This is a genomic window from Streptomyces sp. SPB074, assembly GCF_000154905.1.
Classification (GTDB): Bacteria; Actinomycetota; Actinomycetes; order Streptomycetales; family Streptomycetaceae; genus Streptomyces.
This window is the reverse complement of sequence record NZ_GG770539.1, coordinates 6201107-6225784: the sequence shown is the minus strand read 5'-3', so window position 1 is coordinate 6225784 and position 24678 is coordinate 6201107. Positions and strand designations below refer to the sequence as shown.

The window sequence follows — 24678 nt, the reverse complement described above, 5'->3', positions numbered from 1 at the left end:
CAGCACCAAGCATGGGTACAGCGGCACCTCTCTCTACATGACGTGGGGAGACATGCTCAACCGTTGCACCAATCCCAACCACAGCAGGTGGAGTTCTTACGGCGGCCGAGGAATCACCGTCTGCCAGCGGTGGAGGAGGTTCGAGAACTTCCTCGCTGACATGGGAGACAGGCCCGCTGGTATGAGCCTGGACCGGATCGACAACGACGGGCCCTACTCGCCGGAGAACTGCCGGTGGACAGACCTGTCAACCCAATCGAAGAACCGCCGTCCATCCGCCTACTCGGGTACCAGCCGCAACCGAGCCACTGGGCGATTCCAGGCCAAGGGGCGATCATGACCTGGCACAAACAGCGTTACTGCGCCTTCGATATCGAGAGCACGGGCGTCGATGTCGAGACTGCTCGCATCGTCACCGCGTGCGTCGCCCAGGTCAGGGGCGGCGCCCTCCCCGAGACCCGATCGTGGCTCGCGGACCCCAGCATCGAGATCCCCGACGAGGCCACGGCCGTGCACGGCATCACCACCGACCGCGCCCGCGCCGAGGGCAGGCCGGCCGGGGAGGTCGTGGAGGAGATCACGACTCTGCTCCACTCCTGTCTCCTCGCGGGGGCGCCGGTCGTCGCGATGAATGCGCGCTACGACCTCACCCTCCTCGACCGGGAGTGCCGCCGCCACGAGCGGCCCACTCTCGCCGACCGCCTCGGCGGCGACGTGCGGCCGGTCCTAGACCCGCTGGTCCTGGACCGGCAGGTTGACCGCTACCGGCGCGGGAAGCGGACGCTGACCGCGCTCGCCGAGCACTACCGCGTGCCGCTCGACGGCGCGCACGACGCGACGGCCGATGCCGTGGCCGCCGCGCGGATCGTGTGGCGGCTCGGGCACTCCGTGCCGCGCCTCGCCGCGATGTCCCTGGACGAGCTGCACGACGCGCAGATCGAGTGGGCCGGGTCGCAGGCGGCCTCCCTCGCGGCCCACTTCCGTGAGCGCGGGGAGACTGTCAAGGCGGCTGGTGTCCGCCCGGAGTGGCCGCTGATCCCCGCCCCCCGCGACGGCGGGAGCGCGTGATGGCGGGAAGGGCGCCGGAGCGTTCGTGGTGGCGCTGGATCACCGGCGTCACCCCGAGCGAAGACCTCGTCCCCGGCCCGTCGCTCGCGGACCTCTACCGGTGGACGGTCGCGGAGCGCGACCGGCTCATCAAGGAGAACACCGCGCTGCGCGCGCGGCTCGCAGAGCGCGACGGCGACGTCGCCGCGCTGGAAGTAGAGGCCCGTACACGGCACGAGCAGATGAAGGACCTCGTGGCGGAGCTACACGCGTCCTCGCCTCCCCGGACCCACAACAACCCCCGCACCTGGAAGGACAGTTGATATGGGGTACATCACCCTCGTGACGGGCGAGCTGCGCATCACGCCGCCGCTGACGTGGCCGGAGATCCGCGCGAGCGAGTACGCGCCCGGAGAGCCGCACCGCCACGACCTCGTGCTCCTTGTCCGCGAGGAGACCGTGCAGACCGAGGAGGGGCCCCTTCTGCGCCGCACCGCCCACGCCCTGGCCCTCCGCCCCATCGAGGAGTACCGCGCCTACACGCTCGTCAAGGACGTCCAGGCGGCCATCGACGCACACCCCGGTCATACCTTCACCGGCTACCTGAGCTGCGAGGGCGAAGAGACAGGCGACCTGTGGCGGGTGGTCATCAAGGACGGCCGCGCCGTCGAGGTCCGGCCCCGGATCGTGTGGCCCGACGAGGAAGAGAGCCTTGCGTGAGCACTCCCGCCCTCTTCGACGCCGCCCCCGCTGCCCCGGGCTCCGCGCCCGGGGCGGCGGCCTCCGCCGGGCCGCCCACCGCTGACGAGATCGCGGCAGCGCTCGACCGCGCCGTGCACCCGACCCGGTACGTGATCACCCTCCCCGCCGGGCTTCCACTCCTCAACTCCAACCAGCGCACGCACCACCACGACAAGCGCCGGCTGACGAAGCGCCTGCGCGAGGCGGCGACGGAGGCCGTGCAGGAGTGCCCGTCGCTCCTCGATGCCCTCGCCGCCGCCAGGCCCGGACCGCTCTTCGAGCGCGCTCACGTCCTCGGCATCCTGCGACCCGCGACCCGCCGCCGCGCCGACCCCGCGAACTGGTACCCCAGCTTCAAGGCAGTCATCGACGGCCTGGTGGACGCCGGGCTCCTGGACGACGACGACCACACCCGCCTCGTCGGCCCCGACATGCGCCTCGGCACGCCCGTGAAGGGCGCACAGCTCGTCCTCATCATCCGCGGCCTCGCTCCCGGCGAGCAGTGGCCCGACCTCGACGTGAAGGGAATCGCAGCATGACCACTACCGCCCCCAGGCCGCTGATCGTCGGGGTCTGCCCGCGCCTGTCCGCCACTGGCTACGCCGGCGAGGGGTGGACGGCGTACGCCCAGGCGAAGAAGATCGCGGGCCAGCACCGTCTCTCCTACCTCCTCGCGCAGACGATGACCTACGTGCGCCGCGCGGATCTCGTCGCGCTGGAGGGTCCGGACACTCGTACGGGCCACTGGGACGAGGAGATCGCTGGGCTGCGCATCATGATCCAGCAGGAGCTGTGGAGGCGGGGCGTGCCCTGCGCGGTGGTGCCCGCCGCCGCCGTCGCCCGGTACGCGGCCGGGCGCTCGCACGCCGCGCGCGGCGAGATCCGGTCCGCCGTGCGCGAGCGGTACCGCCTGGAGCCCGAGGGCCCGGCCCGGTACGTGATGTCGTCGGCCGTCGCGCTGTGGGCGATGGCCGAGCACCACTACGTGACGCCGCCCGCCCCGGTCGACGGCTGGCACGCGCGCGCCCTGTCGCTGGTGCGCTGGCCCACCCTGCCGCCCCGGGACGCCAGCGGGATCGTCCCCGCTCGGGTCGCATGAGCACCCCCGCCCCCGCCCCGCGCCCCCGCGAAGGGCGCCGGGGCCCGCTCTCCGTCTACACGTACGCGCGCGACACCCCGGAGACCGTGCGGCGCGCCGCCGCGCTCCACGTCGCCGACCGCGCCGACGGCCCGCAGGACGCCCGGCAGCTCCTCGCGATGCTCGGCCTCACCCCCACGACCTGACAGGAAACTCCCGTCGTGCCTCTCTGCTCTCTCCTCTCCCGCCTCTTCGGTAAGCCTCCGCAGCGGCCGGCTGCCGACCCGACGCCCTCGGGGACGGTCACCCTCACCAAGGGCGGCTCCACGGGCATCAGCCTGCGCAAGACCGCCGGGCGCACCGTCGACGTGCACCTCGACTGGGACGGCGGCGACGAAGACCGCCGCGCGCGCGGCGCAGACCTGGAGCTGTACGTCCTCGCCGTCCCCCGCGACGCCGTCGTCCCCGTCGGCACCCCGCCGAGCGAGGCGACCGCGATCTACTACCGGCAGCGCGGCACCCTCGACGCCCCGCCCTACATCCGCCACCACGGCGACAGCCGCACCCCGGGCCGCGAGACCGTCACCATCGGCCACCTCGACCAGCAGGGCTACGCTCTGGTCTGCGCCTACAGCGCCGTCAGCAACGGCATCGGGTCGTTCCGTTCGTACGGGGCGCGCGTCACGGTCACCGACCACGCGGACCAGACCGTCCACGTCCCCCTGTACAAGCGCAGCGCGTTCTCGTACTGGGCCGCGATCGCCCTGCTCGACTTCACCGGACCGGAAGTCGTGATCCGGCAGGTCGAGAAGTACGGCGCCGTGCAGTCCGAGGCGCGCCCGGTCCTGCTCAGCGACGGCCGTATCCGCATGAACGACGGACCCATCGAATTCAAGTAGCCGTTTTGGGGCCGCAGTTGCGAGCTACGGCCCTCCCTCAGGAAGGACACCTCTCATGCCTACCCTGACCGCTGCCGACTCCCCCGAGGTCAAGCTCGACGCCTCCGCCGGGCTCATCGAGGCGAGCCTGACCCGCGCCCAGCGCCGCCAGCTCTTCGAGTCGCCCGGCTCCACCGTCGTCGCGATCGTCGAGCTCACCTCCGTCACCTACACCGGACACGCCGACACCGAGGACAAGGCTCCGCAGGTGAAAGTGCGCGTGACCGGCTGCGAGGTCGCGCCCGACGCCGCCGACGAAGCCGCGCTCCAGGAGGCGCGCCGCGCGATGTACCGGCGCCGCCGCATGGACGGCACGCTTGACGAGGTCGGCAGCGGCCCGCAGGGCGCCGCTTCCGTCGTCCACGACGCCTTCGCCGCCCACCCGGACGAGAACGAGTTCCGCGCCCACCAGCGCGCCGTCGAAGACCGCCGCCGCGGCGAGTTCGTCCGCTGATGGCCCGCAGCATCGCCATGAGCGCCAACGCGAAGGTCTACCGAGCGGTCGTCACCATCACCGACCGCGACGGCACCACGAGCCAGCGCTGCGAGGGCCCGTACGACAGTCCGGGCGCCGCGCGCGCCCGCGTCACCTTCTGGACCAACTACCACGCCGACTACGACGACGAAGGCATTCCCACCGGCACCAGCCGCGCCACCGGCCACGTCGAAGAGGGCACCGTCACCTGGAGGCCCCTGTGAACGTCCGCTTCACCGGCGCCGAGCGCGCCGCCGCCCACAAGCGCGCCACCGACCTCTACGTACGCGACGGCCTCGGGCTCCGCGCCGTCGCCCAGCAGCTCGGCGTGAGCTTCGGGCTCGCCCGCAACCTCCTCCTGGAGGCCGGCGTGGAACTCCGCCCGCGCGGCCGCCACCGTCCCAGCTGATCGCACCGTCCCCTCCCGTCCCGGGCGCGGCCCGTTCAGGCCGCGCCCTCCTCCCCCACCCGGAGCCCCACATGGCGCGCGGCCACGGACGCATCCTCACCACCATCTGGGAAGACCCCGACTTCCTCGCGCTCAGCGAGGCGGCACAACGCTTGTACTTCTTCCTCATCTCGCAGCCCAACCTCAGCCACGCCGGGCTGTTGCCGCTCACCGCGCGGCGCTGGGCATCGACGGCACGTGCGCTCACCGAAGACCTCGTACGCGAACGCCTCGCCGTCCTCGACGCTGCCGGGTTCGTCGCCGTCGACCCCGACGACGAAGAGGTCTTCATCGTCGACCACTTCACGCACCACGGCACCGGCCTCAACCCGCGGCTCGCCGCAGCCGCGTACGACGCCATCACGGTGTCCGCGTCACCGCGCCTGCGGTCGCTTGCCTCGATGCAGTTGGGCCTCGCTGTGGCGAAGTCTCCTGACACCGCGCCGCGTGGCGTGCGGGCTCTCGTCCTGGATCGGGACGGCTGGCAGTGCCGCCACTGCGGCTGGCAGCCCGGCGACCCCGTACCCGCCGCACCCACCGGCCGCCCGCTCGCCCGCTGCCTGGAGCTCGATCACGTGCACCCCCGCTCCCGGGGCGGCAGCGACGACGTGTCGAACCTTCAGGTGCTCTGCACCTCGTGCAACACCTCAAAGGGGGCTCGGATCTGATGTGGGTCCGGCTAGATGACCGCTTCCCCTCCCACCGCAAGGTGGCGCTGCTGACGGACGGCGCGTTCCGTCTTCACGTCTCGGCGCTGTGCTGGTCGGCCGAGCACCTGACGGACGGCCGGATCGGCGACCGCGAGCTGCCGCTCGTCGCCCGGGTCCGCAGCTTGAAGGCCACCGCGCGTCGCCTGGAAGCGGCCGGGCTGTGGCTGCGGCAGGAGGACGGGTGGCTGATCCACGACTACCTCGACTTCAACCCTTCGCGCGAGGAGATCATCGAGCAGCGGCGGAAGAACGCGGCCCGTCAGGAGGCGTACCGGCGCCGCCACCAGACCGCGCCCCCGGAACCGGCCGAGCCCCACGAGCCGGGCGAGCGCCCGGAGCCCCCTGAGCCGGGTGACATCGCGCCCCGTGACGGGGGGACTGACGCCGTCAGTAACGGCGTTACGGGCGAGCCCTCCGAGGCCGGGGAATGCACGACGGCGACACGACGGCGACACGACGGCGACACGAGCGCGCAGCGAAATTGCACCAAAGAAACGCAAAACGCGCAGGTCAGCGAGTTGCGTGACGGCGTTACTGACAGCGCCCCGTCCCCCACCCCTACCCCTACCTATGTGGCTGACGTAGTAGAGCTCTCTACAGGTAGGGAACATCCCGAGCCGCTGCCGCTCACTCCGATCGAGATCGACGGCTTCCGGCTCACCGACGCCATGCGCCGCTGGGCTACCCAGACCTACCCCGACGTTCCCCTCGACCACGAGACCCAGAAGTTCGTCTGGCACTGGCAGGGCAGGGGCACCCGCCACCCGAACTGGTACACCGCCTGGCAGAAATGGATCGCCAACGCCAACCAGTACCTCCACCGTGCTCCCGCCCGTACGTGCGAGCACGGCCCGCATCTCCCTTCCGGCGACGCCCGGCAGATGGAGCACCAGGCCCTCATCGCGCAGATGCGCGCTCTGGAGCAGGAGGCCGGGCGATGACGCTGTCCGAGGCGACGGAACTCCTCGCCTACCTGAGCCGCTTCGACAACCGGCGCCCCTCCGCCGCCGCCGCCGAGGCGTGGTCGCGGGCCCTCGCCGACGTGCCCCTCGACGCCGACACGAAAGCTGCGGTCGACGCCTTCTACGGCTCCGTCCCCCTCGGTGGCGAGGGCTACCAGGCTGACCGCAGCCGCTGGATGCAGCCGCACCACCTGCGGTACCACCGCCAGCAGATCCGTAGGGCCCGCGCGGACCTCGCCCCGCCGTACACCGGCGTCGGAGGCGATGTCCGCCAGGAGCTGGTCGCCGCGCGGCAGCACGCCGCCGCAGCCGCCTCCGGACGCCTCCCGCCCGCGCCGGCGCTTCCCCTGCCCGGAGACCGCCCCCGCTTCGAGACGACCACCCGCGGCGCCGCCCTCGTACGGGCCGCCGCCCGCGTCCCCTCCCGCCGCCCCGAACTCAAGGCGCCGTGCCCCTACTGCCGGGCGAAGGCAGGCGCCCCGTGCCGCAACCGGCGGGGCCCCCTCGGCACCATCCACGACGTCCGTCTGCGCGCCGCCCAAGATCTCGCCGACGGCCGCACCCCGCCCTCCGCCGACCAGCTCGCCGCCGAGCAAGAGCAGCGCCGCGCCGCCTCCGCCGCCGCCCTCACCACACGCAAGGAGCCCGCATGACCACGAAGCCCCGCAGCCGGCCCCACCCGCAGCACGACGAGATCCTGCGGCTGCTCACCGAAGGGCTCAGCGCCGCCGAAGTCGCACGGCGCCTGCGCGCCGACCGCGCCTCGGTCCGCGCCATCCGCCGCGCGGCCGGGCTGCCCGCCTTCGAGAAGCCCCCGCCGCCGACCCTGGAGGAGAAGTGGCAGGCCCGCGTCCACCCCCTCGACGGAGGCCACCTGGAGTGGCTCGGCGAGCGCGCACGCGGCGCCACCCCGGTCATGCGTTTCCAGGGGAAGTCCGTCAGTCCGCTCGCGATCGCTTTCAGGATGCGCACCGGCCGGGAACCGGTCGGTCAGGTCCGCGCCGAGTGCGACGTGCCGTACTGCGTCGCCCCGGGCTGTGTCGAGGACGAGCCCGGCCGCCTGCGCATCCGCGAGCAGCTGCGCTACCTCAAGGGCACCGCCGAGCGATCGCCGTTCTGCGCGCGCGGTCACGACCAGGCCGTCCACGGCCGGTACGAGCCGGACGGCACGGCTTACTGCCACGAGTGCAAGGTCACCCAGCGAGGCGCGGCAAGCGCCACCGTCGCCGAGCGTTCCTCGTGAGGGGCGATCAGGGGGCGGCCGACCGCCTCACCGCCCCGGCAGACCCGCTGCGCGCGCCCCTACGGCCCGCGGAGCCCCCAGCAGCCCACGGGCGCCCGGATACCTGCGCCCGCCCTTCCACGGGCCCCGTACGGGACACGCCCGCTCCCGGTCGCGACGAGCGGTGCGACAACCGCCCCCAGGAGGAAGCAGTGCTCGGCACCCCCGCCCAGACACTGCGGACACAACCTCCGGACACCCTGCCCGGACACACCCCGGACGCCCCCGCCGAACCCCGGACACCCCTCCATGACGACGCGCTGACCAGCTCGGACACCGCCCGGACACGCACCGGGCACGCGCCCGGCGGACACCGGGCGCCCCGTCAGCTCGCCGCCCGGCGTGCCATCGACCGCGCCTTCGACCTCCCCAGCGACGACGACCCCACCGCCCTCACCGCGCTCGCCGACCGAATCGAAGACGCCCTGCGCACCGTCCCCCTACACCTCGGCCCGAACGCCCTCACCCTCCTCCACCACGGTCACACCGTCCCGCTCTCCGGCGGCGAGTACGCAGCCCTCGCCCTCGCCGCCGCGCAAGCACTCCTCGCAGACCCCCAACAGCCCCCGCACCTGAAAGCCCGCCAATGATCACCGCCGAAGCCACCGTCGTCCTCGACGGCATCCGCTACACCAGCCGCGCCCTCCTCGACGACACCCTCACCAACCACCCCGAAGCCCGCGCCCACCTGCGCCACGACGCCGAGCGCCAGCTCATCGCGCTGATCACCCGGGCGCTTCCCGTCACCGTCACCCTCACCGACGGCTCGACCGAGGAAACCCCACGCCCGCCCCGCCACGGGCACACCCACAGCCTCCCCGACCCCACCAGCGGCCTCACAACCTGCTGCGGCCAAGACCCCCTCAGCCTGCCGCTCGGCGACCGCATCAACACCGAAACCCCGCCCACCTGCCCGGCCGGCACCCTCCAGCACGCCGCCGACCAGCTCATGCACCCCGGCCCCATCCCCGACGGCACCCGCTGCGAGCTGTACGACACCTTCACCGAAGCCGCCCGCCTCGCCCGCGCCACCAAGACCACCGACCACCGCCTCCTCCAGCTCGCCCGCACCCTCATCCCCTCCAAGGAGAACTGACATGGGATGGTCCAGCGCCACCACCGTCTTCACACCCATCGCCCAAGCCCTCATCGACGCCGGCACCGACGACGCCACCAAGCGCCGCGTCCTCGTCGACCTCATCCGCGGCCTCCAGCAAGGCGACTGAGACACCGAAAACGAAGCACTCGAAGACCTCCTCCACGACCCCGCCACGGTCCTCGCCTTCGCCGACTGCGGCGTCCACCTCCCCGACCGCCGGTGCTGCCGCGCCGTCCTCGCCTCCGACCCCCGCCAGCACATCAAGGCCATGCGCAGCGGCGACGTGCCCGAAGCCGAGATCGACCAGGCCCTCGACGACTACGCCCACCAGCTCGCCGACCGCCAGCGCGACCACCTGCACAGCGACGGATACGACACCGGATGTGTCTGCGGCGGATGCACCGCGTGCCTCGTCACCGAGGTCACCACGCTCATCGACCCGACCCTGTCGGACGAGGACTGACCACCGATGCGCACCGGGAGCGGTACGCGGCGGGGGACTGGGAGCTCGTCGCTGTGTGGGCGGCGCTGCGGAGCGGGGAGGTGGCGGGAGGCCCGGGGCGGGTGTGTGCCGGATGTGTCGTGAGGCCGGGCGAACGGCAGTCCGCAGGAACAGGAACCGGAGGCCGACCGGCCACCCTCGTATGCCTAACATGTTTGCATAGCACAGCATGTAGGCATAGTCTTCCTACTAGGCAATGCATCGCGCCTAGTCAATCCCGAGAGAGGTACGTCATGGACTTCAAAGACGCCTACGCCCGGCTCGCCGCGAGCATGACCTCCCCGCCCTGGACCTACACCAGCGCCGACGGCACCGCCCTCACCGTCCAGGCATCCGACTTCCCGGCGGACCTCGACGAGGGGCAGATCGACCTCACCCTCACCACCAGCCGGCAGCGAGTACAGATCGCGATCCCCACCCCGGACGCGGTACGACCCGGAGCACGAGGAGATCAACGCCGCGCTCCAGGACGTGATCGCGCTGCTCGGGCCGTGGCAGCGGACCGGCCGCCCGCTGGGCACGGAGCGGGAGCGGCAGGCCGCGCTCAAGGGTGTGCCCTGCGCTTGCGGGAGGCTCTGGGCCGGACGCGTCGGCCTCGGGCACACGGAGCACAGCGCGCGGTGCGCCGACAGCAAGTAACTTAGGCCACATTCAGCGCATTTCAGCACATTCTCGTGCGGCGATCTGACATGCTGTCACCAGCCGCACACCGCGCGACACCCCCCACCGGCGCGTGAGTCCTACCGCGCCCGGCGAGCGCGAGGCCGTGAAGCCCCACCGGCCCGCTCGCCCCTCCCGGCCGTTGAATCCGCGCGGCCGGTCTTCCCGCGAGCACGTCTTGGGAGACACCCATGCCCGAACCCCTCTCGCACGAGCGCGAAGCCCTGCGCCTCGTCCAGCTCGCCCACGACTCCTTCACCCGTGGCGGCGTTGCCGACCTCGCCGCCAGCCAGGCCCTTCCGAGCGCGACCCAGGTCTACGCGATGCTCGTGGCTCGCACCCCTGCGCCGCATCGCGTCTTCCGCGCGCAGTCCGGCTCCGTCCCGCTCGGCACGTACAGCAGCGGGTCGGCGGCGCAGAGGCACTGCGAGGCCGACCTCGCGGCCCGCCACCCGGGCTCCGAGATCCAAGCCGACTGGTACGTCGACATCAGCGAGCCCGAACGGCCATGGGTGCTGCTGGCGCGCATCAACGGCGGGCCCGAGCGGCCGGTTGGCTACGAGGTCGTCCCGATCGACGTCGCGGTCGCGTACGACCCCACCACCAGCGCCTGACCGGCCAACACGACGTGGCCCGTCCGCCCGCATCAGGACGGGCCCACCGCCGAAGGAGACCACGCTCGTGTCCCACACCCGCTACCCCCTCCTCGCCCAGCTTCGCGGCGGGCGAGTCCAGCACTCGGCGCGCACCGTCGGTAACGGGCCCCGAGTCACGACCCTCTGCCGCAAGACCGGCCTCGTCGCCGGGGAAGGGGACGACTTCCCGTACTGCCGAGCCTGTCGCGCGCGGCCCAACCCGATCTCGCAGCAGGCCGGCCGGACTTCCGCGCCCGCCCCGGGCCTGCGCTCGCGAGAGGAGTGCTGACATGCATTTCTGTCACTGGTGGGAAGACGACCACGGCGGCCGGTACCTGATTCCGGGGTGCAACTCCCGTGCCATCGACCCGGATTCGACGGACTGCACGTGCCCTTCCCTCGCCCGGCAGCTCGACGCGGCGCGCCGCTCCATCGAGCGGCTTCAGCGCGCCGCGCAGAGCCGCACGGCGTGGCACGACGCCGTGGTCCGCGCCGTCCACGAACACCCCGACGGCATCCAGATCATGAAGGCCGCAGCGGACGCGGCAGCTTGATCGGCCACCCCCGACCCCACCACGAGCAGGAGACATGGCCGCCGACATCGAAGCCCACATCCGGCGCCTTCAGGCGCTGCGCTGGACGCAGGAGCAGATCGCTCGCGCCGCCGGGATGCCGCGGCCTACCGTGTCGAACATCCTCAACCGCCGGGTGTCCGTGAGCAGCGCCCGCGCCGATGCCATTCGCGGCATCCGCATCCGCCGCGCCCCGGTCACCACTGAGGGGTGGACCGACCCCACCGGCAGTCAGCGCCGTCTTCGCGCGCTGGCGGTGCTCGGCCACACCCCCGTCGTCCTTGCCGGGCTTCTCGACCTCCACGTGAGCTGGCTTTACCGCGTCGCCTCCGGTGAGGCCCGGCACATCTCCGGAGCGGACGCCCTCCGGATCGCGGCGCTCTACCAGCGGCTGGTGCAGAGCCCGGAGCGGACGGGCGACGGTGCGGACCGGGTACGCACTCGGGCCGCCCGCCTCGGCTGGTACGGCCCCAGCGCCTGGGCCACTGTCGACATCGACGACCCCGCCTGCGAGCCCGACGGCCACCCGTTCACCTTGGGCCCGCGGCTGCGGCCCGGCGATGAGCAGATCACGCAGCTTGCCGCCGAAGGCTTTTCCACGAGGCAGATCGCCAGATCTCTTGGCCGGTCCCCCACAGCCATCGCCAAGGCGCGCGCTCGCCTTGGCCGGGATGCCGGGGCCGATGCCGAGGAGGACACCGTCTCGCGCTCGCGGAGGGCGCCGGCGGGCGCGGGCGGGCACTCGGGGCGAGCAACACGCAATGCCTAGCAGTTTGACAATACCTACTCGGTAGCCATTGAATAAGCGCAAGGCAATGCCTAGCCGCTACGCCTCTCAGCCCCGATCCCGGCCGCACCTGGAAGGAGCACCACATGCCGACCACCACCGTCTGGCTACTGATGGGCGGGGAGGACTACCGGGGCGGTCACGTCCTCGGCCACTTCGCCACCCGCGAACTCGCGATGCCCGCCCTCCAGGCGGAAGCCGAAACCCTCCCGACGGACATCGTCAGGACCACGCACGGCGAGGACGGATCGACCCACCTCCACAGCGACGGTGACTGGATCTCCCTCACAGCGCATCCCGTCGCCTCGGCGGAGACCACCTGACCCCCAGCAGAAGCCGGGGCCCGTCCCGCCCGAATCAGGACGGGCCCCACTCCAGAAAGGAAGCACATGACCGACGACACCGATGTCGACCGCGCCCGCGCGCTCCCGCAGATCCAGGCCGCCTGCCCGGCCTGTGGCGCCCGCCCGGGTGAGTTGTGCACCAGCCACAACGGCACCCGCGTCCGCCGCCACAACACCCACCGAGCGCGCCCTCAACCGCCGTGACGGCCTCGCACTGGCCCGGCTCCGCGAGCTACACCACCACATCGACCGCGGACTACCCCTCGCAGAACTGGAGATCGCCCTGTGAGGAAAAGCCCCGATCGCGACCCCGGCTCTGCAACACCCCGGAGCCCGCTTTCTGCGAGCACAGCGCGCCGCCCTCCCCTCCCCCACCCCGCCGTTCGCGAGGAGCCGCCCCGATGACCAGCACCCCCACCACCATGCGATGCGGTGACCAGCTCACCACTTGGACCTGTTCCCTCCCTCCCGGACCGCACCCCCGTCAGCGCCACGTGGACGAGTCGACCGGCACCTGGTGGACACAGAGCCTCCAACCCGCTGACGACGCCCTCGGCGAAGGCACCCGGCGCGACGGTGCGGAAGCTGACGGCGTCCCCTGCCAGGAAGACGAGGCGGACGAACCTCAGCATGCGTACCACCGAGCTGCCGCGCTCCGCGAGGCGGCTGACTTCTTCGACGCACGGGCGGTATCGCGGATGTTCGGCCACCAAGTAGCCGCCGAGCTGAGCCGCATGGCCAACGAACCGCAGCGGAGCGTTCGATGAGCGATAGCTCCGATGTCCTGGTCGCCGCCCGCTCGGACCCACGCGGCGCGGTACACGCCTCACCGCTGATCCGGCCGGTTATGCGGCCCGACCTGGGCCTCACCCCCTGGAACCCGCTGTGCTCCACGGGATGGACCACGACCCGTACCGACGAACCCGTCACCTGCCGTACCTGCCTCGCCGTCATGCGACGCCGGGCCCTGACCCTCGGAGATCGCCTGTGAAAATCACCCTCAACCTGCCCGAGGTCACGATCGACCCGACCGACGACGGCGGGCGCGACGAACGCGGCGCCCCGGTCGGGCTGCCCGACTGCCCTCACTGCCACGCCGAGCACGACGGCCGCATGGCCAAGACGGTCGACGGTCTCGTTCACGAGCGCTGCGTCGACGCCTGGCTCTCCCGCCGTGACGAGCGCGACGCGTGGAAGGTCGTCGCCGCGCACGTCGGCCGGTACCCGTCTCGCCAGTCAGCCTCAGCGATCCGCGCCACCATCAACGCGCTCCTCGCCATGCAGCCCCGCCCCACCGAGGAGACCTCGTGAGGAAGATCCCGACCCTGTTCGTCCGCGACCCCGAGGACCGCCGCAGCGTGCTGCCGGAGGTGACCCCGGGATGCGAGTGGGCCCTCGCCGTCGAGGGCACTGCCACCCGGAAGTGGGACGGCACCTGCACGATGCTCGACACCGACGGCACCTGGTGGGCGCGCCGCGAGGTCAAGCCCGGCAAGACACCGCCCGAGCACTTCGTCGCCGTCGAGCGGGACGAGGTCACCGGGAAGGCCGTCGGCTGGGAGCCCGTCGAGCAGAGCCCCTTCGCGCGCTTCCACGCCGAGGCGCTGGCGAACGGTCCGGTCTCGACGCCCGGCACCTACGAACTGCTCGGCCCCAAGATCAACGCGAACCCCGAGCGGCTCGGCGCCCACATCCTCATTGCTCACGGCTGGGCCCCCCTCTCCGAGCGTCGCGAACTCGCCGCCACCCCGCGCGGCTTCGACGGCCTCCGCGCCTGGCTCCTCGCCCACCCCACGTGGGAGGGCATCGTCTGGCACCACCCCGACGGGCGCCGCGCGAAGTTGAAGCGCCGCGACTTCCCAGCAGGGGGCCGCTCGTGACTGCCCACCCGCTCGACGCCCTCGACCAGTTGGAGGCCGACTGGCAGGCCACCCAGGCGTGCGCGCCCGACCGTGACCGGCGTCTGGACGACATGTACGACGACGCGCTGATCCACCACTGCGTCCGCGCCGGGATGACCCTGGCCGACGCCCTCCGTGCCGTCGCCATGGCGCGGCGGGCCATGGAAGCCCACCGCCGCTCCTGACCACCCCGGAAGGCGCACAGACGCCTCCACCCTCGACTGGCGCCCGCACTGCGCCCATCGAGACCCACCTCGCGGCCACCCGGCTGCCCCCGAGAAGGGCCACCGCATGACCATCACCCGCGTCGAGGACCTGCCACCCGACGAGCGCGAACGCCCCCACGGCATCAACCTCCTGCCCGACGAGCCGCCCCGAGAACTCTCTGTCCGCCTCACTGAAGTGAGCACGGCGATCCAGGACGTCACGCGCGCGTACGCCTCCGCCCTACGCCCGGCCCTGGAGGAGATCGCCCGGACGATCCGCGCCCTTCGCGACGCCGGACTCATCGACCAGGACGGCAAGCCGACCCAGCCCAGGAACCGCCCCGCGTGGCAATCCCCGTACGGGCCGCCGCCGCGCCGCCGCTGAACCACCGAAGGAGAGCCCCGCGATGACCCGCAGCATCCCCGCCTACGCCGTCACCGACACCCTCACCGACCACGGCCACCCCAGCTCCACCCACCGCCACACGTGGGCGCCCGGCCACCGGGTCCACCAGGCGAGCCCCCGCACGATCCGGCTGTGGCACGACGGCCCCGACGAGGAGCAGCACCTCGACGAGTACGCCGTCCTGCTCCGCGCTGCGGGATACATCGTCATCGCCGAACGCCCGGCCGGGCAACGCCCGCGCCTCCGCGTCACCCACCGCTGACCGCGCCGGAGCTTGCGCTTCTCGTGGTCTACACCGTCAACGGAGTCCTGATGTCCCGCCACCGCCTCGCTGTTCTACTGACACTCGCCTCGATCACACTGTCTGCCTGTGCCCCCCAGGCTGAGCGCCGCCTACCCGCCTGCGCCCATGTCTCCTCCACGGCCCACGGTGACGTCGTCGCGACGGGCCCGCGCCCATGCCGCCTCGACGCCAAGGCGTCCCCGACGGCATCGAACCGCAGCTCGCGTCCCCGGCAGAGCGCCGACGAACCGCTGCGGCACAGCGCGCCTCTCCGGAAGGCCCTGCCTGCCCCGAAGCTCCAAAAGCCGGCGGTGCCGCTGCGTAAGCCCGCACCCCGGGTCCACCGGCGATGACCCGACTGTCCCGCCTGCTCTTCGGCGCGTACGTCGGCGGCGTCGTGTGGCTCGGCGTCCTGGTCGTCGGCCTCGTCCTGTACGACGCGTACGAAGCCGCTGTCGGTACCGGGCTTGCCGCGCTCCTCCTGGCCGCCGCCGGGCTGCGCGAAGCGGTCGCCGACGAGGACCGTGCCGTGCACGCCGACACCGCGCGCAGGCTCGCCGAGCTGGAGAACGCCTTAGCGATCCGGCACCGCCAGGACCGCCAGCGCGCCGAACGCCTCATCACGGCCGCCTGTTGTCTGCCGGCCGCTGTCAGCGGCGGCCTGGAGCACGACCGCCCGCGCTGCCCCGGACCATGACCGGACGCTGTCCGGGCGCCCGCGCGCGAGGACGGGCACCTCCACTGCGATAGCGCCTCTGACCTGGGCGGACATGCGGTCCGGACAGTCCGGACCGCATGTCCGCCGCTCCTTCCCCCCTGAACGAGACGACACCGATGCTCCCCACCCCCTCGCTCCCTCCGTACTCCGGCTGGGAGAAGAAGTGCCCGAAGTGCTGGACCGACAACGCCCGCACCCAGTACCGACTACCCCTACGCGCCGGCGCGCTCCTCGCGCTGGACAGCGGCCAGCAGCGGCGCGGACCGCTGCCCGAGCGCCTGGAGCGCGAGTGCGCGATGTGCTCCTACACCTGGGACGAGGCAGTCGTCGAGGAACCGCCCTGTTGACGCCCGGTCACCTCGCCTTCCCGGCGTGATGGGCGTCACGTCCCGTCTGGGCCATCGGCGCTGAGTCACGTCCGGGCGGCAGCAATCCTGAAGATCGCAGACAGAGCAGAGAGAACGGAGTGACATGGTTCAGCAGAGCCACCAGCCTGCCGCAGTCCAGGCCGCCGTCGCGTACGCGGCCCTCACCGCGGCCCACGAAGTCGGCGACTACCTCATCCAAAGGGACGCTGACGCGAAGGCGAAGGGCCAGCACGGCCCAGCCGGCGCCGCCGCCTGCGCACGGCACGTCGCCTCGTACACCGCGACACAGGCGCTCGCGCTCTACGCGGCCGACCGGTATCTCCGCCTCGGCCTGACCTGGCGCCGCGCCGCCGCCGGGCTCACGCTCTCCGCCATCACGCACTACGCGGCGGACCGCTGCAACGGGCACTGGACCAACGGCGAAGGAGACGGCGCGCCGCTCTTGGTCCGCGCCGCCTACGCGGCCGGGAAGGGCGGCTGGCTCGCTCACGACCCGGCGGCCGGTCCGCTGCTCGATCAGGCGTGGCACAAGGGCTGGATCGGGCTAGCAGCCCTGATCGCGGCTGGCCCTCGGCCGCCGAGCGGACGCTGATCGGGGCGAAGTGGTTCCCGGAGTTGATGGTGCGCGCGGGGGCCGGTCCACGCCCTGCCCCTGCGCGGATCTGCCCCCCGTACTGCGCAAACAGCGATGGTCCGGAGGAACGGGGCCCGGCTCCGGGGCACAGGGATCGTCTCGACGAGCTTGTGGACGTGCTCGCAAACTCCATCCATCTGCCTAGTCACTTTGCATTGCCTAACGGTTAGGCATAGTCTTCTGTCTAGGCAAACAGTTTGCGGCAGCCGCACCACGGAGGAGCCCCCATGTCCCAGGTCTACAGGCGCACCGAGAACGGCAGGACCACCGCCTTCGTCGACCAGGCCGAGGGCCTCGCGGAGATCAACGAGGCGATGATGGGTGGCCGGCGCCAGGTCCGGACCATGTCCTCCATCACCCGCACCGACTACGCCATCGAGCACAAGGACGGCCGGAACGTCCTCCTGACCCTGGTCGACGCGCCCGCGCCGGAGGGGTTCACGCAGGGCCAGGCCGTGGTGGTCAAGCGCCCCGGCCGGGACCCGCAGACGGGCACCGTGGCCCACATCCACACAGCGCCTGGGTACGTGGCCGTGCGCGACGACCGGTTCGGCTCCGTCTCCAGCTACCCGACCCGTTTCGTGTCCGCCGTGGAGACCGAGAAGCAGCCCGCCGAGGAGTTGGAGAGCCCCGCGCGGCCCAACCTCCAGACGCACACGGGCGTCGTCCACGCCTCCGGGGCGCGCACCAAGGCGCTGCCCGTCGGACGGGCCCCGAAGTGCTGCGCCTCGCGCTCGGCCCTCGCCCGGTACCACTTCCTCATCCCGACCGAGCAGGCCGTCACCTGCCGCAGGTGCCTGGCCGCCCTGGCGAAGGAATCCTCCCGCAACTAACCCTGAGCGGCGGCCCCGCGACGGGCTGACTACGTGGGGGCGGCCCACTCGTCCGGGCCGCCCCCACGCCAGTCGATCACCAACGACCGCGCTACGTCCGTCTCGTCGATCCCCTCCAGCCCCGCCCGGCGCAGGAACTCCGCCACGTCAGCGAGACCGTGCGCGAGGCCGAGGATCTCCCCGTCGACCCGTACGCGCCGGCCGCCGGTCGAGGACGGCGGGTAGACGACGATCGGCGGGTGCGTGGCCATGCCCTCAGCTTCGCCCGGTAAGCCCGCGAACGCCCTCCCAAAGCCGCCACCCGAGGGACCTGCCGTGCGGCCTGGGCAGGCCCTGCCACGCCCGCGTACGGGAGACCGGGGGGCGGGCGCCCTCGTGCGCGGTAGTGCGGGCGTGCCATGATCCATCTTCACCGCAATGAACCGTGGGGGGATCATGTCGCGTGACATCCAGGCCGTCCTGGAGAAGCTAGCCGGTAACGACGGCCTGGCGGCCGTCGAGATGAAGTGGCTCCGGGAGCAGTACGAGGCCGAGTGGCAGAAGTTGAGCCTGGGCCGCAGCGCGCAGATCGCGGACTGGCTCGACGCGAACGGCATCGCTCACCAGCCTGCTCCGCTCCCGCGCCGCGAGACCGATTACGTGATGCTCTACGAGCGGCAGTCGCCGATCGGTATCTACATTGCCGCCGCCCGCCTCGAAGGCCCCTTTGCTCGCTCGCCTGTCGGGGCCGCGATGATGCTGGGCCATCTCGCGCGGACGGTGTCGCCCAACGCCGCCCCCGACGAGTCTCAGGACGAGACGGAGGCGTGAGACGCGCTGCGGAGCGCCCCCGCACCGGGTCTCGTGCGGGGGCGCTGGGCTGCTCTGCCTGCTACCTCCGGCGAGGTGTGGCGTGGACAACGACCCGCGCAGGGAAGCTCATTCGGCCGGGCGTTGCCCCGGGCCCCCGCCCAGGGCGGCTTCTTGTGTGCGAGCAGCGCACAGTCCGCCCGAGGAGGAGCCAGACGACGAACGGCCAGGCCCCTGCGGTTGATCCGCAGGGGCCTGACCGTTCGTCGAGTGCGTCAGGTCGAGGAGAGCAGCCGGCGAAGGTCTCGCGCCGCGTTCCCTTGCGCGCGCCGCTGAAGGGACGCGGCTGCGGCCGCAACGGGATCGCTCGGGGGGCAACCGTGAGCGATCCCCCGCTCCCTCCGCACTAGCCACGCCGTCACATCGGCGTGCACCTGGGTGGGTCGTGCCCCGTCGGCTACCGCCTGGGCGTGGCGCCAGAAGGCGGCTGCGGCCTGCGCGGTGACGAGACGGCTGAAGAGGTTCACCGCCCGACTCTCGCAAGGCGGGGCGGCGAGGAGTCGCTCCTTCGTCCAGATGTTCCGGGCGGTCGCGGTCGCCGCGCGGGTGCGCGCTGCGAGCGCCGAGCGGACGAGGTCGTCCGCCTTCGGAGATGTTGTCGAGGTAGGCACGGTCGGTTCCTTTCAGCCGCTCACGCGGCGATGTCGAAGAGCGGTGAGAGCGTCGATGCGGTGGGTGCCGCGACGGGGGCAGGGACGTAGGGGTCGCGGGAGGGGCGAGCCTCGCCCAGCAACGCGCCACGGCGCACCCGCTGACGGCCGTACAGCTCGTACGTCTCGGCGGTCCAAACCTCGAAGCGGTAGGGCTGCTCGCCGCGCGCGACCGCTTCGTCTCGCGCTCGGCGCGCACCCCAGGAACGGCACGGCTGCCGGTGCAGGAGTACGGGGTCGAGACGGTCGCCGTCGAGGGATGTCACCCACCACGTCAGCTCGCCGGGGGACTGCGTGACGACCTGGCCGTGACGCTGCCGCCCCTCGGGGCCGGTCCAGGTGATCCAGGCGCCTCGGGTGAACGGCGCGGGTGCGAACGGGCGGCGGCGTGGCATGGTGGCGTCCTCACTAGGCGGGGCGGTTACGGATCAGGGGTCGTTGCGGCGGCGCCAGGCGGAGAGCGTCCGCACAGGGTCGGTGATCAGGAGCAGAGTGAAGAGGGCGAGCAGGCGGGGGCGGGTCGTCCACCGGTCGAGGCGGAAGCGGACCTGCCAGTCCGCCCAGTCAGCAAGGCGGTTGTACGGGCGCGTGCGGCCACCGACGTAGCCCACGATCAGCGCGGCGAGAAGCGCGAGCAGGTACAAGGCCATCTCCTTCGGGACGGGGGTCTGGGCGTCTTCGGTGGGTGGGTCAGTCGAGGAGGTCGAAGAGACCGGTCAGGTGCGCGTGTACCTGCTCGGGGCTCAGGGGCAGCGTTTCGCCGACGCTGTCGGTGCCGCCGGTGAGGAGAACCCGCCCCCGGTAGGGCTGCCAGCAGCGCCCGAAGCGCTGGGCGAGGGTGGTAGCCAGCGGGTTGACCGGGTGGCTGTACAGACCGTCGAGGTCCATCCACATGTCGAGGCGACTGGTGCGGGCGAGGACGCCGTACGTCTCGCAACGCAACAGGGTGCGGTAGACGGTGGCGCGCTCCTGCGAGGTGCGGGGAAGCAGGACTTCCGCGATGCGGCCTTCGGGGGTGATCAGTACGGCGGTGTTCACGGTGGCGCCTTTCGTCGGTGGGGCGTGGGGGGACGTGCGGTCAGGGGCGGTCGAGGAAGGCATCTGCGATGGCGGCGCGGGTCTCGGTGCGGGTGAGGCGGCGTGCGCGGTGGTGGAGGTAGCGCTTCCCGCCATCGGCGCTGATCTCGTCGTCCCAGAAGCCGATCCCCGCGCCCCGCGCACGGAGGGAGGCACCGGAGCTGCGGGGGCGGCGGCGGTTGGGGTGGCGCGAGGCCGCGTTCGCCGTGGCGGCGAGAGAGGGCCGCTTCTCCGCTCCCGCCGTGAGGGTGACATCGACGACGAGCACGGAGACTGGGGACGTAGCGGCGGACTTCAGGTCGGCTCCTTCCGAAGGGGTGAGCGGGCACGGCGGGCCGCCCGGGGGTCAGGTGGTGCGGGAGTGGACGGGGACGGCGTCGGACGGACGCATCAGGAAGGGGTCGTCGCTCGGCTCGCCCTGCACGAAGACGTGGACCGTGCGCCCGGGGAGGAGGGGCGCGGTGGTGGTCTCCACGTGGGCGACGACCTCGCGGCGGCCTCAGATGGTGACGACGTCACCGGCGCGAAGGAGCTGCGGGGAGAGGGTGGTGGGGAACTGCAAGGCGTCTCCTTCGGCGAGGTGGTGGGGCGGGCGCTGACGGGGCGCCCGCCCCTGGGGGTGGGTCAGGCGGCGAGGGTGAGCATCTGGGCGGCGGCGACGTGGTAGCAGCGGCGGCCCTGGTGCCCGGCGGGGCAGGTGCAGTGCCCGGCGGCGGTGGCGAGGTGGACGGCGGTGCCGTCGGTGCTGACGACGCGGTAGACGAGGCCGACGCGGGTCTCGCGGGTGGCGACGATGCCGCCGTCCTCGATCAGCTCGCGGGCGGCATCGAGCTGGGCGGGCTTGAAGCCGGGCAGCTCCGTGCGGGTGGCGCGGCGGATTTGGCGGATGCACTTGGAGCCGTAGCCGGTGCGGCGGGCCTGCTCGCTGCGGACGGGGCGGCCACAGCCGATGCAGTGGGTGTAGGTGGTGCTCATGGTGGCCTCCCGTGCCGTCGTGGTCTGGGCGGCGCCCTGACCTGCTGACACGAGAAACTTTATGCCCAGAGACTAGGCAATGTCAAAACACTAGGCATTGCCTGGTGTGTCGACACTCACCACGCGCCCGGCAGTGACGACACGCAAGGCATAGCAAGTAGACGATCCGCCGTGCGAACATGACGACATGAGCACCGACGACAACGCCGGCTACGGCCGACCCGAAGACCTGCCCGATCTCCCGCTAGAGGAGCACTACGCCGAGATCAAGAAGGCCCAGAAGCGCGTGGCCGAGCTGGAACGCAAGACAGAGGAAGCCCGCGCCGCGCTGCGCCGCGCGATCCACGCAACCTTCCCCGAGAACCACAACAGGCGCATCCAGCGGGGCGTCCTCACGAAGGTCATCGAGCTGAGCAAGTACTCACGGCAGACCGTCATGGACATCCGCGACGGCAAGATCCCCGCCGAGAAGTCACCGAGGAAGTAGCTCGCAACCGTTCGATCAGAGGGTGAATCGCCTAGCTCTACCTGCGGGCTGGAAATCTTTGAGCGCTCTCAATCGGGGCCACAACAGAGGGTAGATACATGCCGAAAAAGTCGGTCGATATCGATCCGGACCTCCTGGCAGCAGCCATGAAGAAGCTCGGGACAACTACGATCAAGGAAACCGTTAACGCAGCACTTCGGGCTGTCGCGGACCAAGGAAAGCGCGAGAACGCAATCACTGATCTCTCCAACATGATCAGCAGCGGCAGACTCGACTGGGACCAGCTCGACGAGAAGAGTAACTACCGACCTTCACCTGGCGAGCCATCGGAACAAGCGAGCGAAGCCAACATCGGGCATTTGCGCGAATCTTTGCGGCGCGCGACTGATCAAACAAGGCGCGATCTCCAAGCTGCACTCCTTGCCGTACAGTTCCAGCCCCGAGCACGGGAGGCAGCAAAGCGCAATCTGGCTGCGCTCCTCGCTGAAAGGCCCGCCTTCCGGATGGAGAAGGCGCTAATTGCAGGCTCACTGGATTACGCTGACCCATCTTCGCTCCTCCCCTCGACTCTGGAATTCAAGAGTTCGAGCGAGGCAAGCAGTGGCCACGGCGAGGTTGGATACACGGTCACACTACCCGCAATGGATCTACTACTGAGAGTGGCCAAGGAAGTCGCAGAAGCTCACCAAATCATTTCGGATACCGGCGAATCTGGCGTGGAGCCCACCGACTCACCCGCGACCAGGGGATCGGAATCGAGCGAGTGATCAACTATCTCATCGACACCTCAGCCGTGGTCAGATTCTTCAAGTCTCCCGACCTTTTCCCAGCCTGGAAGGACTGCATCGTCAGAGGCGAGGTGGGGATCATTCCACCTATCGAGTTCGAAATCTGCTATTCAGCGCAGAAGGCGCGAGATCGCGACGAACTTCTACAGAAACTAGGTTTGCTATTTTCTGCCGTCACGCCGACACCCGCCGCCTACGATGCCGGACGTGACATGCAAGAGGCACTTACGAAGCACGGAGCGCATCGTTCTTGCGGCCCCGTCGATCTGCTACTCGCCGGGACTGCACATGTCGAGTCGCTCACCGTGCTGCATGTCGACAAGGACTACGTGACACTGGCCAGGCTCTGGCCCTCTTTCCGTCAGGTACGCCTCGATACCGAGCTTCCCCTGTAGGCCGCCTCTCGGCCCGCGCAGGACCAGCCTGCCGAAGGCGCGAGAGACTCACCGAACGACGGAGGTCCCTCGCGTCCCACTCAGCCTTCCCAGGGCCAGGCGGCGTCCCGCCCGCGCTCCAGGAGCGGGATCATCCGGAAGGCCGCGTCCGTGAGCCCGCCGAAGGCGTGCCGGGCCGGGCTGCCCAAGGGCGCGTGCCCGCGCTCGTACCCGGCGAGGTTCCACGTGTACATCGGCACCGTCGCCGGGACCGACCGGTCCACCTCAGTCGGGTCGGCGCCGGACTGCTCGTCCGTGACGATCACGACGCGGTCATGCCCCCGGTACTGCTCACGCAGGGCGGCGGCCGTGTCCGTGCCACCGCCGAGGAAGTATCCGTCCCGGTCCCATCGCTCGACGGCCCGGAGCAGCGCCTCGCCGCCGCGCATCGGGAAGCCGCGCGTCTTCGCTCCCGGCGCGTCGCGCAGGTAGTAGCGCGCCGAGGAGTACGACACCACGTCAGCGCTCGCGCAGCGCTGCCCGAGGGCGATCCCGAAGAGCGCGGCAGCGTCCCAGCGTGCCACCGTCCCGTCCTTCGAGAAGTTCTCCTGCATCGAGGTAGAGGTGTCGACGAGGACGAGGGTCCGTCCCGGTAGCTCCGGCACGGAGGAGAGCGCCGCGGCGAGTGCCTTCTCCAGGGCGTGCCCCCACCGCAGCGACGGCGCGGCCTTGTAGGCCGAGTAGAACCGCATGGGGAGCTGGCGGGAGCGCGCCACCTCCTCCGGGTCGCCCAGGCGCGCGGCGACGCGCTCGGTGACCTCGTCGCGGACGCCCGCCTGGTCGAAGTTCCGGAGGTTGCGCAGGAGCGCCATGTATCCCATCGCCGGGATCACGGCCTCCCACGCCGCCGCGTCCATCGGGCCCTGGAGCCACCCCGCGAGCGCTTCCCAGGTCATCCCGGCACGCGACAGCCGCTCCGGGTCGCGAAGCACCTCGCGACGCTTGGCGACGGGCAGCGCGGCCAGGCGCTCCCGCTCGACGAGGAGAGGGAGCGCGGCGGGGGCACCCTCGCGGCCGTGACGCCGGTCGATGGCGTGCTTGAAGAGGTCGCCCTGCGCGGGCCGGTCGACAGCCGGGCGCGCGTGCACCAGCTCCAGGACATCCCCGAAGCGGAAGCCGTGCGAGGCCGTGTCGTACTTGAGCAGGGACCGCTCGGTGTAGAGCCGCTGGACGGCGTCCGCGACACCGCGCTTCACGGGCTGGGGCAGGCGGGCGCCGAACCGGCTCCGCCAGTAGGCGAGCAGCTCCCCCGGCTCGTCCGCGCGCTGGAGCACGGAGGCGATGAGGCGGCGGTTCGAGTACGGGACGGCGCCGGTGACGGCGGTCGGCCCCGGGCGGAGGGAGGCGGCACGTTCTGCCTCCAAGCGGGCGTGGACGGCCTCGGCGGCGCCGACGAGCGCGGCGGTGCGCAGGTTGCCTTCGCCGCGCAGCCAGCCGAGGAGGCCGGCCGTCCAGACCGGGTCGTCGACGGCCAGGTGGCGCACGAGCTGGGTGAAGCGGTCGTCGCGCGTCTCGGCCGCCTCGTAGAAGGTGCGCTGCCCGACGAGGTTGGTGACGGCGAGGAGGAAGAGTTCCCCGCGCGGGTCCCGGGCGTAGCCGACGCCGCCCTCGTGCGTGCGTGCGGGGCCGGGGATGGTGGCGACCGGCGATGTCGCGGCCGTGCGGACGGCGGGACGGTTGAAGCGGGACACGAGAACCCCTCCTTCATGGGAGGGGAGGCGCGCAGCAGGGGGCGCCCTAGATCGGAAGTGACGGCGGAGACGAGGATGCTGGGCCGCTGCACCACGAC

Annotated in this window: 46 protein-coding genes; 38 read left to right on the top strand and 8 right to left on the bottom strand. The window is 71.6% G+C overall.

Going from position 1 to position 24678, the window contains the following annotated elements; all coding sequences use genetic code 11:
• The first annotated feature begins 336 nt into the window (after positions 1-336).
• The 34 genes from SSBG_RS26575 to SSBG_RS26420 all read left to right on the top strand — a co-directional run bounded on the left by SSBG_RS26575 (position 337) and on the right by SSBG_RS26420 (position 17629).
• Positions 337-1068: an exonuclease domain-containing protein gene (locus SSBG_RS26575; protein ID WP_008749143.1), complete on the top strand. Its 732-nt coding sequence runs from the start codon at positions 337-339 to the stop codon at positions 1066-1068.
• A complete protein-coding gene (locus SSBG_RS26570; protein WP_037870709.1) occupies positions 1068-1370 on the top strand; it encodes a hypothetical protein in 303 nt (100 codons plus the stop codon). Before SSBG_RS26575 ends, SSBG_RS26570 begins: the two co-directional genes overlap by 1 nt.
• Before the next feature lies 1 nt (position 1371).
• Positions 1372-1767 carry a DUF6205 family protein gene (locus tag SSBG_RS26565; protein ID WP_037870708.1) on the top strand — a complete coding sequence of 132 codons (396 nt, stop codon included), beginning with the start codon at positions 1372-1374 and terminating at the stop codon, positions 1765-1767.
• Positions 1764-2327, top strand: a complete 564-nt coding sequence (locus SSBG_RS26560; protein ID WP_037870707.1) for a hypothetical protein — start codon at positions 1764-1766, stop codon at positions 2325-2327. Before SSBG_RS26565 ends, SSBG_RS26560 begins: the two co-directional genes overlap by 4 nt.
• Positions 2324-2887, top strand: coding sequence for a hypothetical protein (locus SSBG_RS26555; protein WP_008749140.1), 564 nt, complete (start codon positions 2324-2326; stop codon positions 2885-2887). The genes SSBG_RS26560 and SSBG_RS26555 overlap by 4 nt, the downstream gene beginning before the upstream one ends.
• Positions 2884-3072 (top strand): hypothetical protein, encoded by a 189-nt coding sequence (locus tag SSBG_RS26550; RefSeq protein ID WP_008749139.1) that lies wholly within the window; start codon positions 2884-2886, stop codon positions 3070-3072. The genes SSBG_RS26555 and SSBG_RS26550 overlap by 4 nt, the downstream gene beginning before the upstream one ends.
• A 15-nt stretch (positions 3073-3087) precedes the next feature.
• Positions 3088-3765: a TerD family protein gene (locus tag SSBG_RS30385; protein ID WP_008749138.1), complete on the top strand. Its 678-nt coding sequence runs from the start codon at positions 3088-3090 to the stop codon at positions 3763-3765.
• A gap of 55 nt (positions 3766-3820) precedes the next feature.
• Positions 3821-4258: a hypothetical protein gene (locus tag SSBG_RS26540; RefSeq protein ID WP_008749137.1), complete on the top strand. Its 438-nt coding sequence runs from the start codon at positions 3821-3823 to the stop codon at positions 4256-4258.
• Positions 4258-4503 (top strand): hypothetical protein, encoded by a 246-nt coding sequence (locus SSBG_RS26535; protein ID WP_008749136.1) that lies wholly within the window; start codon positions 4258-4260, stop codon positions 4501-4503. Before SSBG_RS26540 ends, SSBG_RS26535 begins: the two co-directional genes overlap by 1 nt.
• The gene (locus tag SSBG_RS33445) at positions 4500-4688 is read left to right on the top strand and encodes a helix-turn-helix domain-containing protein (protein ID WP_008749135.1); all 189 of its coding nucleotides are present in this window, start codon (positions 4500-4502) and stop codon (positions 4686-4688) included. The genes SSBG_RS26535 and SSBG_RS33445 overlap by 4 nt, the downstream gene beginning before the upstream one ends.
• Before the next feature lie 71 nt (positions 4689-4759).
• Positions 4760-5395 (top strand): HNH endonuclease, encoded by a 636-nt coding sequence (locus SSBG_RS32305; protein WP_008749134.1) that lies wholly within the window; start codon positions 4760-4762, stop codon positions 5393-5395.
• Positions 5365-6378, top strand: coding sequence for a hypothetical protein (locus SSBG_RS30375; RefSeq protein WP_008749133.1), 1014 nt, complete (start codon positions 5365-5367; stop codon positions 6376-6378). Before SSBG_RS32305 ends, SSBG_RS30375 begins: the two co-directional genes overlap by 31 nt.
• Positions 6375-7052 (top strand): hypothetical protein, encoded by a 678-nt coding sequence (locus SSBG_RS26515; RefSeq protein ID WP_037870704.1) that lies wholly within the window; start codon positions 6375-6377, stop codon positions 7050-7052. The genes SSBG_RS30375 and SSBG_RS26515 overlap by 4 nt, the downstream gene beginning before the upstream one ends.
• Positions 7049-7642: a hypothetical protein gene (locus tag SSBG_RS26510; RefSeq protein ID WP_008749131.1), complete on the top strand. Its 594-nt coding sequence runs from the start codon at positions 7049-7051 to the stop codon at positions 7640-7642. The genes SSBG_RS26515 and SSBG_RS26510 overlap by 4 nt, the downstream gene beginning before the upstream one ends.
• Before the next feature lie 191 nt (positions 7643-7833).
• Positions 7834-8271: a hypothetical protein gene (locus tag SSBG_RS26505; RefSeq protein ID WP_037870703.1), complete on the top strand. Its 438-nt coding sequence runs from the start codon at positions 7834-7836 to the stop codon at positions 8269-8271.
• Complete coding sequence (locus SSBG_RS26500) at positions 8268-8777, top strand: hypothetical protein (RefSeq protein ID WP_008749129.1); 510 nt, start codon at positions 8268-8270, stop codon at positions 8775-8777. The genes SSBG_RS26505 and SSBG_RS26500 overlap by 4 nt, the downstream gene beginning before the upstream one ends.
• Position 8778: 1 nt before the next feature.
• Positions 8779-8907 (top strand): hypothetical protein, encoded by a 129-nt coding sequence (locus tag SSBG_RS35515; RefSeq protein WP_008749128.1) that lies wholly within the window; start codon positions 8779-8781, stop codon positions 8905-8907.
• A gap of 141 nt (positions 8908-9048) precedes the next feature.
• The gene (locus SSBG_RS30370) at positions 9049-9243 is read left to right on the top strand and encodes a hypothetical protein (RefSeq protein ID WP_008749127.1); all 195 of its coding nucleotides are present in this window, start codon (positions 9049-9051) and stop codon (positions 9241-9243) included.
• 890 nt (positions 9244-10133) lie between these two features.
• Positions 10134-10556, top strand: a complete 423-nt coding sequence (locus tag SSBG_RS26490) for a hypothetical protein (RefSeq protein ID WP_008749125.1) — start codon at positions 10134-10136, stop codon at positions 10554-10556.
• 311 nt (positions 10557-10867) lie between these two features.
• Positions 10868-11131 (top strand): hypothetical protein, encoded by a 264-nt coding sequence (locus tag SSBG_RS26480; RefSeq protein WP_008749123.1) that lies wholly within the window; start codon positions 10868-10870, stop codon positions 11129-11131.
• 34 nt (positions 11132-11165) lie between these two features.
• Positions 11166-11918 (top strand): helix-turn-helix transcriptional regulator, encoded by a 753-nt coding sequence (locus SSBG_RS30365; protein WP_008749122.1) that lies wholly within the window; start codon positions 11166-11168, stop codon positions 11916-11918.
• Positions 11919-12022: 104 nt separating this feature from the next.
• Positions 12023-12259 (top strand): hypothetical protein, encoded by a 237-nt coding sequence (locus tag SSBG_RS26470; protein ID WP_008749121.1) that lies wholly within the window; start codon positions 12023-12025, stop codon positions 12257-12259.
• Positions 12260-12325: 66 nt separating this feature from the next.
• A complete protein-coding gene (locus SSBG_RS33435) occupies positions 12326-12484 on the top strand; it encodes a hypothetical protein (RefSeq protein ID WP_158677822.1) in 159 nt (52 codons plus the stop codon).
• A gap of 197 nt (positions 12485-12681) precedes the next feature.
• Entirely contained in the window at positions 12682-13047 is a 366-nt protein-coding gene (locus SSBG_RS26465) for a hypothetical protein (RefSeq protein WP_008749119.1), read from the top strand.
• On the top strand, positions 13044-13271 hold the full coding sequence (locus SSBG_RS33430; RefSeq protein ID WP_008749118.1) for a hypothetical protein: 228 nt from the start codon (positions 13044-13046) through the stop codon (positions 13269-13271). The genes SSBG_RS26465 and SSBG_RS33430 overlap by 4 nt, the downstream gene beginning before the upstream one ends.
• A complete protein-coding gene (locus tag SSBG_RS26460; RefSeq protein WP_037870701.1) occupies positions 13268-13591 on the top strand; it encodes a hypothetical protein in 324 nt (107 codons plus the stop codon). Before SSBG_RS33430 ends, SSBG_RS26460 begins: the two co-directional genes overlap by 4 nt.
• Positions 13588-14160: a DUF5565 family protein gene (locus tag SSBG_RS26455; RefSeq protein ID WP_008749116.1), complete on the top strand. Its 573-nt coding sequence runs from the start codon at positions 13588-13590 to the stop codon at positions 14158-14160. Before SSBG_RS26460 ends, SSBG_RS26455 begins: the two co-directional genes overlap by 4 nt.
• Positions 14157-14366, top strand: a complete 210-nt coding sequence (locus SSBG_RS26450) for a hypothetical protein (protein WP_008749115.1) — start codon at positions 14157-14159, stop codon at positions 14364-14366. The genes SSBG_RS26455 and SSBG_RS26450 overlap by 4 nt, the downstream gene beginning before the upstream one ends.
• Positions 14367-14472: 106 nt before the next feature.
• Entirely contained in the window at positions 14473-14772 is a 300-nt protein-coding gene (locus tag SSBG_RS26445; protein WP_008749114.1) for a hypothetical protein, read from the top strand.
• A 22-nt stretch (positions 14773-14794) separates the two neighbouring features.
• Entirely contained in the window at positions 14795-15055 is a 261-nt protein-coding gene (locus SSBG_RS26440; RefSeq protein WP_008749113.1) for a hypothetical protein, read from the top strand.
• Between the two features lie 370 nt (positions 15056-15425).
• On the top strand, positions 15426-15773 hold the full coding sequence (locus tag SSBG_RS26435) for a hypothetical protein (protein ID WP_008749112.1): 348 nt from the start codon (positions 15426-15428) through the stop codon (positions 15771-15773).
• A gap of 137 nt (positions 15774-15910) precedes the next feature.
• Complete coding sequence (locus SSBG_RS26430) at positions 15911-16141, top strand: hypothetical protein (protein ID WP_037870700.1); 231 nt, start codon at positions 15911-15913, stop codon at positions 16139-16141.
• A gap of 124 nt (positions 16142-16265) precedes the next feature.
• Positions 16266-16754: a hypothetical protein gene (locus SSBG_RS26425; protein ID WP_008749110.1), complete on the top strand. Its 489-nt coding sequence runs from the start codon at positions 16266-16268 to the stop codon at positions 16752-16754.
• A gap of 269 nt (positions 16755-17023) precedes the next feature.
• Entirely contained in the window at positions 17024-17629 is a 606-nt protein-coding gene (locus SSBG_RS26420; protein ID WP_008749109.1) for a hypothetical protein, read from the top strand.
• A gap of 29 nt (positions 17630-17658) precedes the next feature.
• Here SSBG_RS26420 and SSBG_RS26415 read toward each other — a convergent pair whose 3' ends face one another.
• Positions 17659-17880 (bottom strand): hypothetical protein, encoded by a 222-nt coding sequence (locus SSBG_RS26415; protein ID WP_008749108.1) that lies wholly within the window; start codon positions 17878-17880, stop codon positions 17659-17661.
• A gap of 184 nt (positions 17881-18064) precedes the next feature.
• Here SSBG_RS26415 and SSBG_RS26410 point away from each other — a divergent pair, with 184 nt between their 5' ends.
• Entirely contained in the window at positions 18065-18439 is a 375-nt protein-coding gene (locus tag SSBG_RS26410; RefSeq protein WP_037870698.1) for a hypothetical protein, read from the top strand.
• Positions 18440-19109: 670 nt separating this feature from the next.
• On the opposite strand, the gene SSBG_RS26400 is transcribed toward SSBG_RS26410, so the two are convergent.
• The 6 genes from SSBG_RS26400 to SSBG_RS26380 form a co-directional block, all read right to left on the bottom strand.
• Positions 19110-19523, bottom strand: coding sequence for a hypothetical protein (locus SSBG_RS26400; RefSeq protein ID WP_008749106.1), 414 nt, complete (start codon positions 19521-19523; stop codon positions 19110-19112).
• Positions 19524-19556: 33 nt separating this feature from the next.
• Complete coding sequence (locus SSBG_RS26395) at positions 19557-19778, bottom strand: hypothetical protein (RefSeq protein WP_008749105.1); 222 nt, start codon at positions 19776-19778, stop codon at positions 19557-19559.
• A gap of 40 nt (positions 19779-19818) precedes the next feature.
• Complete coding sequence (locus SSBG_RS26390) at positions 19819-20166, bottom strand: DUF3846 domain-containing protein (RefSeq protein WP_008749104.1); 348 nt, start codon at positions 20164-20166, stop codon at positions 19819-19821.
• Between the two features lie 40 nt (positions 20167-20206).
• On the bottom strand, positions 20207-20473 hold the full coding sequence (locus tag SSBG_RS26385) for a hypothetical protein (protein ID WP_008749103.1): 267 nt from the start codon (positions 20471-20473) through the stop codon (positions 20207-20209).
• A gap of 78 nt (positions 20474-20551) precedes the next feature.
• Positions 20552-20680: a hypothetical protein gene (locus SSBG_RS35510; RefSeq protein WP_267880273.1), complete on the bottom strand. Its 129-nt coding sequence runs from the start codon at positions 20678-20680 to the stop codon at positions 20552-20554.
• A 149-nt stretch (positions 20681-20829) separates the two neighbouring features.
• Positions 20830-21180, bottom strand: coding sequence for a hypothetical protein (locus tag SSBG_RS26380; protein WP_037870696.1), 351 nt, complete (start codon positions 21178-21180; stop codon positions 20830-20832).
• Positions 21181-21367: 187 nt separating this feature from the next.
• Here SSBG_RS26380 and SSBG_RS26375 point away from each other — a divergent pair, with 187 nt between their 5' ends.
• The 3 genes from SSBG_RS26375 to SSBG_RS31775 all read left to right on the top strand — a co-directional run bounded on the left by SSBG_RS26375 (position 21368) and on the right by SSBG_RS31775 (position 22850).
• Positions 21368-21667 (top strand): hypothetical protein, encoded by a 300-nt coding sequence (locus SSBG_RS26375; protein ID WP_008749100.1) that lies wholly within the window; start codon positions 21368-21370, stop codon positions 21665-21667.
• Between the two features lie 98 nt (positions 21668-21765).
• Positions 21766-22434, top strand: coding sequence for a type II toxin-antitoxin system VapB family antitoxin (locus tag SSBG_RS33425; RefSeq protein WP_158677820.1), 669 nt, complete (start codon positions 21766-21768; stop codon positions 22432-22434).
• A complete protein-coding gene (locus SSBG_RS31775) occupies positions 22431-22850 on the top strand; it encodes a PIN domain nuclease (protein WP_008749099.1) in 420 nt (139 codons plus the stop codon). The genes SSBG_RS33425 and SSBG_RS31775 overlap by 4 nt, the downstream gene beginning before the upstream one ends.
• A gap of 80 nt (positions 22851-22930) precedes the next feature.
• Here SSBG_RS31775 and SSBG_RS26370 read toward each other — a convergent pair whose 3' ends face one another.
• On the bottom strand, positions 22931-24580 hold the full coding sequence (locus tag SSBG_RS26370) for a TROVE domain-containing protein (protein ID WP_008749098.1): 1650 nt from the start codon (positions 24578-24580) through the stop codon (positions 22931-22933).
• Positions 24581-24678 lie beyond the last annotated feature (98 nt).